The sequence below is a fragment of the Stenotrophomonas sp. 05L413 genome, from assembly GCF_056397945.1.
The window spans coordinates 48,696-62,188 of record NZ_JBFTOL010000003.1 but is presented as its reverse complement, the minus strand read 5'-3'; the positions used below and the strand labels follow the sequence as shown (position 1 = coordinate 62,188).

The window sequence follows — 13,493 nt, the reverse complement described above, 5'->3', positions numbered from 1 at the left end:
AGGTGAGGCGCGCGGTACATTGCCGCACGCCCTGATGGCGACTGGGCGGCCCAGCGGTGCGGGGCCCGCTGTACCTTAGCCAAAGCTGAAGCCGCTGTACAAGCACAAATGCAGCATGGCCGAGCGATAATCGGCCAAATCCGCACGATGCCTGCACCTGCCATGTCGCTGAACCTCGAATCCGTTGCCATTCCTGACGCCGCCCTGCGCAGCCAGCTTGATGCTTACGCCCGCCGACACCCCGAGCACGCGGCATTGGCTGACGAATTCAGCACAGTGCTGGAGGATCCGGACAACCCGTTCCTGCGGGAGCGCCTGGCCGGGCACTTCACCGGCAGCGCGTGGCTGGTCAGCGCCGACGGGCAGCGCGTGCTGCTGACCCACCACCGCAAGCTGGACCGCTGGCTGCAGCTGGGCGGCCACGCGGATGGCGAGCGCGATCTGGCCCAGGTGGCGCTGAAGGAAGCCGAGGAGGAATCCGGGCTGACCGCGCTGGTGCTGGAGGATGGCGAGTTGTTCGACATCGACAAGCACTGGATTCCCGAACGCAAGGACGTCCCGGGGCATTGGCACTACGACGCGCGCTACGTCGTGCGGGCGCTGGGCAGTGAGCAGTTCGCGATCAGCGACGAATCGCTGGCGTTGGCCTGGCGCGAGATCCGTGACGTGGCCAATGCGGCGATCGAGACCCCCGATGGGGATGACTCGTTGCCACGCATGGCCAAGCGCTGGCTGGCGCGGTGATTTAACAGGGACGGGGGTAATTATTAATTACCCCCGTCCCCATTAATACAGCACGCGGGTGCGCAGCGTGCCCGGGATGGCGGCCAGTTCGTCGCGCACCGCGCCGGCCTGGGCTTCGCTGGCGGTGATGTCGATCACCACGTAGCCCACCTTCGGGTCCGTACGCAGGAACTGGCCGTCGATGTTGACGTTGTGGCGCGAGAAGATCTCGTTGACCTTGGAGAGTACGCCCGGCACGTTCTGGTGGATGTGCAGCAGGCGCAGGCTCTCGGCGTGCTCGGGCAACGTCACTTCCGGGAAGTTGACCGCCGACAGGGTGCTGCCGTTGTCGCTGTAGCGCACCAGTTTGGCCGCCACTTCCACACCGATGTTGTCCTGTGCTTCCAGTGTGCTGCCGCCCACGTGCGGGGTCAGGATCACGTTGTCGTGCGCGGTCAGCGGTGACACGAACGCATCGCCGTTGCCCTTGGGCTCGACCGGGAACACATCCAGCGCGGCACCACCGAGGTGGCCCGAGCGCAGCGCCGCATCCAGCGCGTCGATGTCGACCACGGTGCCGCGCGCGGCGTTGATCAGGTGTGCGCCGGGGCGCATGCGCGCCAGTTCGTCGGCACCGATCATCCACTGCGTGGCCGGGGTTTCCGGCACATGCACGGTCACGATGTCGGCGCGCGCCAGCAGGTCATCCAGGCTGATCGCCGCGCGGGCATTGCCCAGTGACAGCTTGGTTTCCACATCGTGGAAGATCACCTGCATGCCCATCGCCTCGGCCATCACGCCGACCTGGGTACCGATATGGCCATAACCGATGATGCCCAGCGTCTTGCCGCGCACCTCATGGCTACCGGCGGCCGACTTGGACCAGCCGCCGCGATGGCACTCGGCGTTCTTCTGCGGGATGCCGCGGGTCAGCATGATCGCTTCGGCGATCACCAGCTCGGCCACGCTGCGGGTGTTGGAATAGGGGGCGTTGAACACCGGGATGCCGGCCAGTTCCGCCGCCTCCAGGTCGACCTGGTTGGTGCCGATGCAGAAGCAGCCGACCGCCATCAGGCGCTTGGCGTTCGCCAGCACCTCCGCACTGAGTTGCGTGCGCGAACGGATGCCGACGATGTGGGCCTCGGCGATGCGCGCCTTCAGTTCGTCTTCGGGCAGCGCCTTGCTGTGCAGTTCGATCTGCGAATAGCCGGCCGCGGTGAACACGTCGATCGCGGTCTGGCTGACCCCCTCGAGCAACAGTACGCGGATATCCTGCTTCGGGAACGAGGTCTTTTTCGGCGACATGGGCGGCGTGCGACGTGTGGCGGCGGGAGCCCTCAACTATGCCAGAAGCCGGCCGCGATGGTGCGGTGCGCCAATCGATGTCCAAACGGTTTCAGATGCACCTATTTGGACGAGGCCGACGAGCCGCGGGAACAGGCCCCGCTACTGGACGCGGCGTGGAGTGGCTGGCAGGCTTGCGGGCTCCCCGGCACCGCCAGACGCCCCATGACCGATCCGCGCCTCGATTCGCTGTTGCTCGCTTGCCCCGGGCTGCGCCTGAAGACCGATCCAGCCGATCTGGAGCATTACGGCCGCGATTGGACCCGGCGCTGGACACCCGCGCCGCTGGCGATCGCCTTGCCCGGCACGGTGGAAGAGGTGCAGGCGACGCTGCGCTGGGCCAGTGCCCAAGGGGTGGCCGTGGTGCCCTCCGGTGGCCGTACCGGGTTGTCCGGCGGCGCGGTGGCAGCCCACGGTGAGCTGGTGCTCAGCCTGGAGCGGATGAACAAGCCGCTGGCCTTCGATGCGGTCGACCGCACCCTGACCGTGCAGGCGGGCATGCCACTGGAGGCGGTGCACAACGCGGCGCTCGAGCATGGCCTGATCTACCCGGTGGATTTCGCCGCGCGTGGTTCGTGCTCGATCGGCGGCAACATCGCCACCAATGCCGGTGGCATCCGCGTGATCCGCTACGGCAATACCCGCGAGTGGATCGCCGGCCTGAAGGTGGTGACGATGGCCGGTGAGCTGGTCGAGCTCAACAAGGGCCTGATCAAGAACTCCAGCGGCTATGACTTCCGCCAGCTGCTGATCGGCTCGGAAGGCACGCTCGGCGTGATCGTCGAAGCCACCTTGAAGCTCACCGATCCGCCGCCGGCCAGCAACGTGATGCTGCTGGCGCTGCCCTCGTTCGAGGTGTTGATGCAGGTGTTTGCCGCCTTCCGCGAGCGGCTGCAGCTGCAGGCCTTCGAGTTCTTCACCGACCGCGCGCTCGGGCATGTGCTGGCGCATGGCGCGCAGGCGCCGTTCGACGAGGTCCACCCGTATTACGTGGTAACCGAATTCGCTGCCGGCGACGAGGCGCAGGAAGCCGCCGCGATGGCCGCGTTCGAAGACTGCATGGAGCACGGCTGGGTCAGCGATGGCGTGGTCAGCCAGAGCGACGCGCAGGCCGCGCAGCTGTGGCGCCTGCGCGAGGGCATCACCGAAGCGGTGGCGCGCTACACGCCCTACAAGAACGATGTCTCGGTGCGGATCTCGGCGATGCCGGCCTTCCTTGCCGAAACCCAGGCCCTGATCGGGCAGGCCTACCCGCAGTTTGAAGTGGTCTGGTTCGGGCACATCGGCGACGGCAACCTGCACATCAACGTGCTCAAGCCGGACGAGACCGCCGAGGGGGAGTTCCTGACCCAATGCGAGCACGTCACCAAGCTGCTCGCCGGTGTGCTGGCCCGCTTTGACGGCAGCATCTCGGCCGAACACGGGATCGGCCTGGTTAAAAAGGGCTACCTGGACAGCACGCGCAGCGCGCCGGAAATCGCATTGATGAAGGCGGTCAAACGTGCGTTTGATCCCCAAGCGCTGCTGAATCCCGGCAAGCTCTTCGACCTCTGAGGCAAGACAGGATTTCACGCAGCCTATACGCTCTGTGCTTTCCACCGCGAACGACACCCCGATGATGCGTCCGATCCTGCTTCTTGCCGTGCTCGCCCTGCCGTTGTCGGCGATGGCCTCCAGTTTTGCCGGCAGCTCTGCCGGTTCCGCCTCCGGCGCGTCCTCGGCCGGTTCGTCCAGCTCGGGCGATGACAAGATCGTGCTTGATGCGCGCGATGATGCAGCCGCCTTCGTGGCCAGCGACGGTGCGATCCGTGGTGCCCGTCTGGAAGCTGCGCTGCTGCACCTGCGCGAACAGAGCGTTGCGAAGCAGCAGGCCAGTGACATGGCGCTGGCCAGGACCCTGCTGGCCCGCTGATGCGAACGCGTGGTCAGGTCCGCCGCTGGCGCTGGGCGGTCCTGATCGCGTGGCTCGCCGCGCCGTTCGCACAGGCGGCGCTGCAGCTGGAGTTGCAGCCGCAGGGATTGAGCGTGGCGCAGATCGTGGCCGCCGAGCGTGCCCTGCAGCAGGTGCACACGCGCCTGCCAGCGCCGTGGCAGGCACGTTTCCAGCACCCGGTGCAGGTGCGCTGGTCGGACACGCTGCCGGCCCACGTGCACGGCCGCACCCGCAACGGCACGATCACCCTGCAGCGCGCGTTGCTGGACACCGTGCAGGACGATCAACCGTTGCCACGCCCGCTCGAAGCCGCGCTGATCCATGAATTGACCCATGTGCTGGACCGTTCGCCGCAGGGTGGCTGGTCGCGCGATGCGCGTCTGCGTGACCTGGCCGGCTGGCAGCGACGCCCGTGGAAGCTGGGGCGTACAGCGAATGCCTTCAGCGAGCGCAGTCCGGACGATTACGAGCGCACGCGACCGGCCGAGTTCCTGGCGGTCAACGCCGAGCACCTGCTGCTCGATCCGGATTACCCCTGCCGCCGTCCGGCCGTCGCCGCGTGGTTTGCCGAGCACCTTGGGCCGAACGACCCGGCCGAGGGATGCGACACCCGTCTGCCGTTGATGCAGGCCGAAGAGGAGGCGGGCGCGGCGACGCTGCTCGAACTGGATCCGGCCCGGATCTACGCGGTGGACTACCTGCTCGCCGAAGGCAATGACCAGCTGATGAGTCGCTGGGGCCACAGCATGCTGCGCCTGGTGATCTGCGCGCCAGGCCGCCCGCGTGGGCCGGCCTGCCGGATGGATCTGTCCCATCACCGCGTGCTGTCCTACCGTGCCTTCGTCGGCGATGTACAGATCTCCAGCTGGCGCGGGCTGACCGGTGCCTATCCTTCGCGCCTGTTCGTGCTGCCGCTCAACCAGGTCATCAACGAATACACACAGGTGGAACTGCGGGGGCTGTCTTCCGTGCCGTTGGCGTTGGATGCGCCGGACATCGCCAGCCTGCTGGAGCGCGTCGCGCAGGTGCACTGGAGCTATGACGGGCGCTATCTGTTCGTCAGCAACAACTGCGCGGTGGAGACCGGCAAGCTGCTGCAGGAAGGCGTGCCACGTCTGGCTTCGCCGGGGTTGAACCGGCTCACCCCGCGCGGCCTGCTGACCCGCCTGGAGCGCCAGGGCGTGGCCGACGCCAGCGTGCTGGCCGATCGCGGGCAGGCGACGCGACAGGGCTACTACTTCGCCTCCGCCGAGGATCACTACCAGCAGTTGTTCGATGCGGCGCGCCAGCAGCTACGGCTGGGCACGACAACCGTCGGCGAGTGGTTGCGGCAGCCGGCCAGCGAGCGTGCACGCTGGGTAGAGCAGGGTGATCTACGTGCCACCGCCGCCCTGCTGTTGCTGGAACAGGCCGCCCTGCGTCGCGAAGAACTGCGCGCACGCGACGTGCTGAAGCGGCTGCTGGGCGATCCGGCCAAAGAAGATGCTGCGGCGCGCGACACGCTGCGCGCGTTGCTGGAAGACACCGGCCAGCTGATCAGCCCGGCCGCACTGGTGGCGGGGGGCGGCTACGGGCTGCCGTCGGCGCACGAGCGGGCGCAGGCCAGCGAGGCGGCGGCGCGGCTCAGTGCACAGGGTGTGCCGGCCTGGCAGGCGTTGCAGCTGCAGCTCAAACACCGCCTGCCACAGGCACAGCAACGCGAACTGGCCCTGATCGACAGCAACCTGGCACGGCTGGGTGCGCGCATGCGTGCGCTGGCGCGAGAGGACGAAGGACGGGTCGCACCGCACTGAACCGCGTGTTCAGCGATGCCCGGAAGGTCAGCGTCGCTTCACCTGTTCTCACGGCCCGGCAGGTACGATCAAGTGTTGTCGACGTTATCGCAAGGAGTCCCTCATGCGCGCATCCCCCTGGTTGTTGAGCCTGGCCATTACCGGCGCACTCGCCGCCTGCCAACCGGCCAGCCAGAGCAGCCCCGCCGCCGATGGCAGCGAAGCGCCGCCCCCGATCGATGCCTCCACTGCTGAAGAGCGCGCGTATGCGTTCCGCTGTGGGGAGCTGGAAGTGCATGCTACTTACCGCGGTCAGGATTCGGCAACGGTGGTGGTGGGCGACCGCACTTTCCCGATGTCCTCGCAGCCTGCAGCGTCCGGCGCGAAGTATGGCGATGGGCAGGGCAACGAATTGTGGACCAAGGGCACCACCGAAGGCAGCCTGATCCTGAAGGGCGAGCCGGACCGCACCTGCACCGGCACCGGCGAGCAGGGCGGACAAGCACCGCCGGCCAATGCGACCGCCCATGGGGAGACGGACGCCGATGCGGCAGGCGGATTCCGCGCGACCGGCAATGAGCCCGGCTGGCTGGCCCAGGTCGGTGCGGGTGCCACCCCGGCGCTGCACATCGAGATGGATTACGGCGAGCGCAAGCTCGAGATTTCCAGCCCCACCCAAGGCCGTGACGGCTGGTCGGGTACTGCCGCCGATGGCACCCCGGTCAAGCTGACCTTCCAGCGCACGGTGTGCCAGGACGACATGAGCGGCCAGGCCTTCGGTGCCACGGCCATGCTCACGGTCGGCGCGCGCCAGTACCACGGCTGCGGGGATTTTGCCGGCGCGCCCTCGTTGGCGGCCAAGCCCTGATCCAGCAAGCTCTGACTCAGTTGAAGGCACCGGATGCGCGCATGCGCGTCCGGTGAACCATCACATGCCGCGCGGGCAGGGGTTGGGCAGCGCCCGGCTGTCGGCATCCAGCATCAGCTCATTGCGGGTGCCCAGCAGCATCAGTTCGGTGTGCACCAGGCAGTTGTCGGCATGGCGCTGCAGGAGTTGATTGAAGCGCCGGGCACGGTCGTCGCAGCTCTCGTGGATCGCGTAGGCCAATTCGCGCGCACGGTCTTCGTCGTACGCTTCTTCGCCAGCGAAGTGCTGGCACGCGCTTTCGCGCGCCAGGAAGGCCTGCACATCGCCGGGCATCGCGCAGTACATGCGGATGTCCTCGGCCACGAACACCTCCGCCGGGACGTCGCAGCGCTCACCGTGGGCGGTCTCAGCCAACGTGGCGGGTGCGCGCGGGGTATCCAATGTCTCACTCTCCACCGCCCGCGGCGAGCACGCCGCGAGCAGCAGGAGCAGGACGATCAGTGCAGACCGTTTAGTCGGCACGGCCGGCGAATTCACCGGTGGTGGTATTGACCAGCACACGTTCACCGTTGGCGATGTACTCCGGCACCATGATTTCGATGCCGGTGCTGAGCTTGGCCGGTTTCGGGCGCTTGGTGGCAGTGCCGCCCTTGAGCTCCGGCGGCGTTTCGACCACTTCCAGCACCACGCTGGTCGGCAACTGCACGCCCACCGGGGTCTCGTCGATCACCTGCACGTAGATGCCGGTCAGGCCATCGGTGATGTAGCCGGCGTCATCGCCGAGCACATCCGCATCGACCATGTACGGGGTGTAGTCCTCGTCATCCAGGAAGACGAAGGCGTCGCCATCCATGTACGAGTACGTGGCCTGGCGGCGCAGCAGCTCGACTTCCGGCAGGTTGTCGTCGGCGTCGAAGCTGGAATCGAGCTTGTTGCCGCCCGGCACGCTGTACATGATGAAACGGAAGCGGACATTGCCGCCGCGGCCCTGCGGGGAGCTGCGTTCGATGTCGCGGATCTGGTAGACGCCGTTGTTGAATTCGACGACGTTGCCTTTCTTGATGTCGCTGGCTTTCATGGGAATGAAGGTCGGTTCGTGGAGGTGGCGGGTGCCGGAACCGGGCACCCAGCGGGTTGCGTGCTCGCTTACTTCGGCGCCAGACGCACGGCGCCGTCAAGGCGGATGGTCTCGCCGTTGAGATAGGTGTTGCCCAGGATATAGGCGACCAGGCCGGCGAAATCCTCCGGCTTGCCCAGGCGGGGCGGGAACGGGATCGAGGCGGCCAGCGATTCCTGCACGGCCGGCGGCATGCCATCGACCATCGGGGTCCAGAAGATGCCCGGGGCGATGGTCATCACGCGGATGCCGAAGCGCGACAGTTCGCGGGCCATCGGCAGGGTCATGCTGACCACGCCGCCCTTGGAGGCGGCATAGGCGGCCTGGCCGATCTGGCCCTCGTAGGCCGCCACGCTGGCGGTGTTGATGATCACGCCGCGCTCGCCATCCTCGCCCGGGGTGTTGTGCTGCATGCGGTTGGCGGCGGCCTTGGCGACGTTGAAGCTGCCGACCAGGTTGACCATCACCGTGCCCTGGAAGTTGGCCAGCGGCATTGGCGCTTCCTTGCCGAGCACGCGGCCCGCGCCCAGGATGCCGGCGCAGTTGATCGCGGTGTTCAGCCCGCCCAGGAAGTCGCAGGCGGCATCGATCTGCGCGGCCACGGCGGCTTCGTCGCTGACATTGGTGCTGTAGTAGCGCGCGTTGGCTTCGCCAAGCTCGGCCACGGCGGCCGCGCCCTTGTCGTCATTGAGATCGAACAGGGCCACCTTGGCGCCGTTGGCGACCAGGTGCTGGGCCACGGACAGGCCAAGGCCGGAGACACCGCCGGTGATGACGGCGCGGACAGAAGACAGCTGCATTGCACGATCCCGCTGGTTCAAGAACCGCCGATTCTAGCGGAAGCGGCCGCCTTCACCGTTGTGCACTGCCCACGGCGACCTTCGCACGCAGTGCCAGCCGCCGGGCGAACTCGTCCGCCGCCAGCCCTGGGGCGAACAGGAAGCCCTGGCCGACCGAGACCCCCAGCGTGGTCAGGAACTGGCGCTGGGCCTCCGATTCGATGCCCTCGGCGACCAACCCGAGGCCCAGGCTGCGCGCGATGCCGCAGACCGCCTCGCAGACCGCCACGTCCGAGCGGTTGGTCGGCACGCCCTCCACGAACAGCTGGCTCAGCTTGAGGCCATGGATCGGCAGCCGGCGCAGATAGTTCAGCGCGCTGTAGCCTTCGCCGAAGTCGTCGATGGTCAACAGCACGCCCATCTCGCGCAGCTGCGCGAAGGTGCGCAGGGTGTCCGGGGCGTCTTCGATCAACACCCGCTCGGTGAACTCCAGCTCCAGTGCGCTGCCGGGCAGGTGGAATTCGTCCAGTACGGCGCGCACGTTCCGGGCCAGATCCTCGCCGACGAACTGCCGGTAGGACACGTTGACCGCCACCCGCACGATGCCCAGCCCGTCGTCCTGCCACTGGCGCACCTGCCGGCACGCCTCGCGCAGCACCCACAGGCCGATCCGGACGATGTCGCCGGTGCTCTCGGCATGGCCGATGAAGATGTCCGGGCGCAGTTCGCCCAGCTGCGTGTTGCGCCAACGAATCAGCGCCTCGGCGGCGATCAGCTGGCCGCTGTGCAGGTTGACCTGCGGCTGGTAGACCAGGTGGAACTCATCGTCGTCCAGCGCCCGGTGCAGCCGGCTCTCGATCTGCAGCCGATCATGCTGGCGCTGGGCCAGCTCGGGCGAGAACACCTGCCAGCCGTTGCGGGTGCGCCGCTTGCAGTCGTACATGGCGATGTCCGCGTTCTGGATCAGCTGCTGCGGGCGCAGCCCATCCTGGGGCGCACGCGCGATGCCGATGCTGGTGGTCACCGGGAATTCGTCGGCACCGAAGCGGAACGGGGTGCTGAACGCACGGGTGATCGCATCGGCCAGCCGCTCGGGCTGATCGGCCTGGTCGCGGGTATCGCAGACCACCAGGAACTCATCGCCGCCGAACCGGGCCAGCAGCCCCTCGGTACCGATCGCGGTGGCGATGCGGCGGGTGGCATCGATCAGCAGCTCATCACCGGCGTTGTGGCCGAGCAGATCGTTGACGATCTTGAAGCGGTCCAGATCGATGTACAGCACGGCCACCCGGCAATGGGTGGGGTTGGCCATGCGTGTGGCCAGATCATTGAGCACCGCATCGCGGTTCATGATGCCGGTGAGCGGATCGGTGCGCGCCTGGATGCGCAGCGTCTCTTCGGCCTGCTTGCGCGCGGTGATGTCCTGCACGGTGCCGGCGATGCGGGCGGCGTCGACATCGCCGGCCTCGGCTTCGCCGATCATGCGCACCCAGAACGAATGTCCATCACTGCGCTGGCCCTGCAGCTCCAGTTCGAAGGACACCTGCCGGTCGATCACATCCAGCAGCGCCTGCTGCAGCAGCGCGCGATCATCCACGCGCAGGCACTCCAGCAGCTCGGCCATGTCGCGCATCGGCAGGTTCTGGCCGAGGATGCGGGTCGCCTCGTCAGTGAGGTACAGGCGCTGCAGGCCGCGGTCCCACTCCCAGCCGCCGATGTGCGCCAGCGACTGCGCGCGATCGAACAGGGTGTTGTTGCGCTTGAGCTCGGTGATGTCGCTGAACAGCCCGAACACGTGGTCCGGCGCGTCGCGCCCGTTGCCGTATACCGGCACGTTGGTGGTGGAGATCCAGATCATCCGGCCGCGCGGGCGGTGGTAGAGGCCGACGATGGTGCTGCGCACGATGCGCCCGGTCTGCAGCGAGACACTGGCGGGCCATTGATCGCGGGTGAGCGGGTGGCCGTGCTCGTCCACGCTGATCCAGTCCTCCGGCGCCAGCATCGCCTGCAGGCTGCCGCCATTGCCGGCGGTGCCCAGAATGCGGTGCGCGGCCGGGTTGGCCGAGACCACCCGCAACTGGCGGTCAAACAGGACCACGCCCTTGTCGATGGATTCCATCAGCAGCCGGTAACGCGATTCGGCCTGCCAGCGGCTGCTCAGATCGCGCGCCACCGCCACGATGCAGTGCTCGCCCTGGTGCTCGAAGCCGGCCGAATGCACCTCCACCGGGAAGCGGCTGCCATCGCCGCGCATGTTGGTGACTTCGATGACGTAGGTCTCGCCTCGATGCAGGGCTTCCCAGACCGGGTCCAGGTGGTCGCCGGGCAGGTCCGGGTTCAACAGTTCGATCGGCTGGCCGACGATCTCCTCACGGGGGCGGCCATAGGCACGCACGCCCGCCTTGTTGAGGTCCAGCACCACGCCGCGTTCGCTGAGGATGCTGACCGGGTCCGGGACGGCATCGAACAAGGCGGCGTAGCGACGCAGGGCCAGCTGCCGCTCGTCCATCGCTTCCTGCAGGGCCTGCTGGACCTCCTCCAACAGGCCGCGCAGGTCGCCCGGCGAGTGGGCCAGGGCGCGTTCCAGGGCAGCCAGCGCGTGGACGTGGGGGGTGAGGTGATCACCCACCGCAGCGTCCTTGCGCGGGCCGCCGCTTTTCATGTCGCCGCCAGGGCCCTGCCGGTCTTGCTGCCGGTCTCGCGGCCCAGCCGTGCGGCCAGCCAGCGCCCGGTGGCGGCCAGCGCCGGCAGATCGATGCCGGTGCGCATGCCGATGCCATGCAGCATGTAGACCACGTCTTCGCTGGCGACATTGCCGCTGGCGCCCTTGGCATACGGGCAGCCACCTGCACCGGAGACCGCCGAATCGACCACGCGCACACCTTCGTCCAGGCAGGCATCGATGTTGGCCAGGGCCTGGCCATAGGTGTCATGGAAGTGCACGGCCAGCGCGGCCATCGGCAGTTCGCTGGCGACCGCGTTGAGCATCGCGCGCGCCTTGCGTGGCGTGCCCACGCCGATGGTGTCGCCGAGCGAAATTTCGTAACAGCCCATGTCATGCAGCGCGCGCGCGACCCGGACCACCTCGCTCACCGCGACCTCGCCCTGGTAGGGGCAGCCGAGTACGGTGGAGACATAGCCACGCACCTTGACCCCGTCGGCCTTGGCCCGCTCAAGGATGGGTGCGAAGCGCGCCAGCGACTCGTCGATGCCGGCGTTGGTGTTGGTCCGGTTGAAGGTTTCCGAGGCGGCAGTGAACACCGCCACTTCCTGTACGCCCACCGCGCGTGCGCGGTCGTAACCCTGTTCGTTGGGCACCAGCACCGGGTAGTCGATGCCCGGGCGGCGCTCGATGCCGGTGTACACCTCGGCAGCGTCGGCCAGTTGCGGCACCCAGCGCGGGCTGACGAAGCTGGTCGCCTCGATGGTGCGCAGGCCGGTCAGCGAGAGCTGGCGGATCAGTTCGATCTTGTCGGCGGTGGCCACCGGCTGGGCTTCGTTCTGCAGCCCGTCGCGCGGGCCGACCTCGACGATGCGCACGAAGTCATTCATTCGCCAGCCCTCCGCGAACGGAGCGACGGACGACCAGCAGGGGGCGGGGCGGGGTAGAGATCACGGAGATTCCTGTCAGACGAAAGGCGGCCCACGGTCCCCGGCAGGCCACGAAAGGGGGATACGCGGGATGGGCGACAAAGCGGCCATCCCGCCGGCGATGGGCGGTCAGCCCGGGTGGTGGCAGACCGCTTCGATGTTGTTGCCATCCGGGTCGAGCACGAACGCCCCGTAATAATCGGGGTGGTAATGCTCGCGGATGCCCGGGGCACCGTTGTCCGTGCCGCCGGCTGCCAGTGCGGCGCGGTGGAAAGCGTCCACGTCGGCCCGGCTGCCCGCGCTGAAAGCGATGTGCACGCCGCCATGGGCGCCCGGGGCGTTGCCGATCCAGAAGTCCGGCTTGCCGCTGCGGCCGAAGCCGGCATGGTCATGGTCGCCGGTCTGCGCGGCCGAGACGTGCATCACCACCGCGATGCCCAGCGGGGCCAGGGCCTGCTGGAAGAACGACAGGCTGCGCGCGAAATCGCCGCAGCGGATGCCAACGTGGTCGAGCATGGTGCTTCTCCTCAGTCCTGGGTGACCCAGTGCGGGGCGCGCTTGTCCAGGAAGGCGCCGAGGCCCTCCTGGCCTTCGGCCGAGACCCGCAGGCGGGCGATCAGGGCCGCGTTGTCGCGGTCGGTGGCGTCGCGGTCGCGGCCCAGCGCGACCCGCCGGACCAGCTCCTTGGCAGAGGAAGAGGCCACCGGACCGGCCTTGTCGAGCAGCCCGAGCTGGCGCTGGACGGCCTCGTCGATCCGTTCAGGCTCGATCAGCTGGTGGACCAGGCCGATGCGCAGGGCGGTCTCGGCGTCGAAATGCTCGCCGGTGGCGAACCAGCGCCGCGACTGGCGTGGGCCGATCGCGTCGATGACATAGGGCGAGATCACGGCGGGCAGCAGGCCCAGGCGGCTCTCGGTCAGGCCGAAGCGGGCGCTGGTGCTGGCGATGGCGATATCGCAGCAGGCCACCAGTCCGACCCCGCCACCGAAGGCGGCGCCCTGGACACGGGCGATGGTCGGCTTGGGCAGCTCATCCAGGGTCCGCATCAGGCGGGCCAGGGCGAGCGAGTCCTGGCGGTTGTCCTCCTCGCTGGCGGCGGCCATGCCACGCATCCACTGCATGTCCGCGCCCGCCGAGAACGAGGCGCCTTCGCCGGCCAGCACCACCGCCCGGACGTGGTCGTCGCGGCCGGCGGCCTCCAGGGCGGCCGTCAGCTGGGCGATCAACGAGGCGTCGAAAGCGTTGTGCAGGGCCGGGCGGTTCAGCCACAGGGTCAGCACCGAGGCGCTGCGTTCAATCCGTAGTGCATCACTCATGGGTCGGCTTGCTCCAGTACATGTACAGATCATAGCGGGCCATCGGTCAC

Annotated in this window: 13 protein-coding genes; 5 read left to right on the top strand and 8 right to left on the bottom strand. The window is 68.0% G+C overall.

What is annotated here, in order from left to right; all coding sequences use genetic code 11:
* The first annotated feature begins 162 nt into the window (after window positions 1–162).
* Entirely contained in the window at window positions 163–744 is a 582-nt protein-coding gene (locus AC1DIQ_RS06910; RefSeq protein WP_478049727.1) for an NUDIX hydrolase, read from the top strand.
* A 42-nt stretch (window positions 745–786) separates the two neighbouring features.
* On the opposite strand, the gene serA is transcribed toward AC1DIQ_RS06910, so the two are convergent.
* Complete coding sequence (serA, locus tag AC1DIQ_RS06905) at window positions 787–2,028, bottom strand: phosphoglycerate dehydrogenase (RefSeq protein WP_478049726.1); 1,242 nt, start codon at window positions 2,026–2,028, stop codon at window positions 787–789.
* Window positions 2,029–2,232: 204 nt separating this feature from the next.
* Between serA and AC1DIQ_RS06900 the strand changes: the two genes are divergently transcribed.
* The 4 genes from AC1DIQ_RS06900 (at window position 2,233) to AC1DIQ_RS06885 (ending at window position 6,640) form a co-directional block, all read left to right on the top strand.
* Window positions 2,233–3,621, top strand: a complete 1,389-nt coding sequence (locus AC1DIQ_RS06900) for an FAD-binding oxidoreductase (protein WP_478049725.1) — start codon at window positions 2,233–2,235, stop codon at window positions 3,619–3,621.
* A 61-nt stretch (window positions 3,622–3,682) separates the two neighbouring features.
* On the top strand, window positions 3,683–3,979 hold the full coding sequence (locus AC1DIQ_RS06895; RefSeq protein ID WP_478049724.1) for a DUF2388 domain-containing protein: 297 nt from the start codon (window positions 3,683–3,685) through the stop codon (window positions 3,977–3,979).
* Entirely contained in the window at window positions 3,979–5,793 is a 1,815-nt protein-coding gene (locus AC1DIQ_RS06890) for a DUF7844 domain-containing protein (RefSeq protein WP_478049723.1), read from the top strand. Before AC1DIQ_RS06895 ends, AC1DIQ_RS06890 begins: the two co-directional genes overlap by 1 nt.
* 103 nt (window positions 5,794–5,896) lie before the next feature.
* The gene (locus AC1DIQ_RS06885) at window positions 5,897–6,640 is read left to right on the top strand and encodes an MliC family protein (RefSeq protein ID WP_152150705.1); all 744 of its coding nucleotides are present in this window, start codon (window positions 5,897–5,899) and stop codon (window positions 6,638–6,640) included.
* A gap of 60 nt (window positions 6,641–6,700) precedes the next feature.
* Here AC1DIQ_RS06885 and AC1DIQ_RS06880 read toward each other — a convergent pair whose 3' ends face one another.
* The 7 genes from AC1DIQ_RS06880 to AC1DIQ_RS06850 all read right to left on the bottom strand — a co-directional run bounded on the left by AC1DIQ_RS06880 (window position 6,701) and on the right by AC1DIQ_RS06850 (window position 13,443).
* Window positions 6,701–7,081 (bottom strand): hypothetical protein, encoded by a 381-nt coding sequence (locus tag AC1DIQ_RS06880; protein WP_226956558.1) that lies wholly within the window; start codon window positions 7,079–7,081, stop codon window positions 6,701–6,703.
* Between the two features lie 70 nt (window positions 7,082–7,151).
* The gene (gene yeiP / locus AC1DIQ_RS06875) at window positions 7,152–7,718 is read right to left on the bottom strand and encodes an elongation factor P-like protein YeiP (RefSeq protein WP_121036675.1); all 567 of its coding nucleotides are present in this window, start codon (window positions 7,716–7,718) and stop codon (window positions 7,152–7,154) included.
* Window positions 7,719–7,786: 68 nt separating this feature from the next.
* Window positions 7,787–8,557 (bottom strand): SDR family NAD(P)-dependent oxidoreductase, encoded by a 771-nt coding sequence (locus tag AC1DIQ_RS06870; RefSeq protein WP_259260985.1) that lies wholly within the window; start codon window positions 8,555–8,557, stop codon window positions 7,787–7,789.
* A 52-nt stretch (window positions 8,558–8,609) separates the two neighbouring features.
* Window positions 8,610–11,198, bottom strand: coding sequence for a sensor domain-containing protein (locus tag AC1DIQ_RS06865; RefSeq protein WP_152150711.1), 2,589 nt, complete (start codon window positions 11,196–11,198; stop codon window positions 8,610–8,612).
* Window positions 11,195–12,088: a hydroxymethylglutaryl-CoA lyase gene (locus AC1DIQ_RS06860; RefSeq protein WP_152150713.1), complete on the bottom strand. Its 894-nt coding sequence runs from the start codon at window positions 12,086–12,088 to the stop codon at window positions 11,195–11,197. The genes AC1DIQ_RS06865 and AC1DIQ_RS06860 overlap by 4 nt, the downstream gene beginning before the upstream one ends.
* A 168-nt stretch (window positions 12,089–12,256) precedes the next feature.
* Complete coding sequence (locus tag AC1DIQ_RS06855; RefSeq protein ID WP_152150715.1) at window positions 12,257–12,643, bottom strand: VOC family protein; 387 nt, start codon at window positions 12,641–12,643, stop codon at window positions 12,257–12,259.
* A gap of 11 nt (window positions 12,644–12,654) precedes the next feature.
* The gene (locus AC1DIQ_RS06850) at window positions 12,655–13,443 is read right to left on the bottom strand and encodes an enoyl-CoA hydratase-related protein (protein WP_121036680.1); all 789 of its coding nucleotides are present in this window, start codon (window positions 13,441–13,443) and stop codon (window positions 12,655–12,657) included.
* Window positions 13,444–13,493 lie beyond the last annotated feature (50 nt).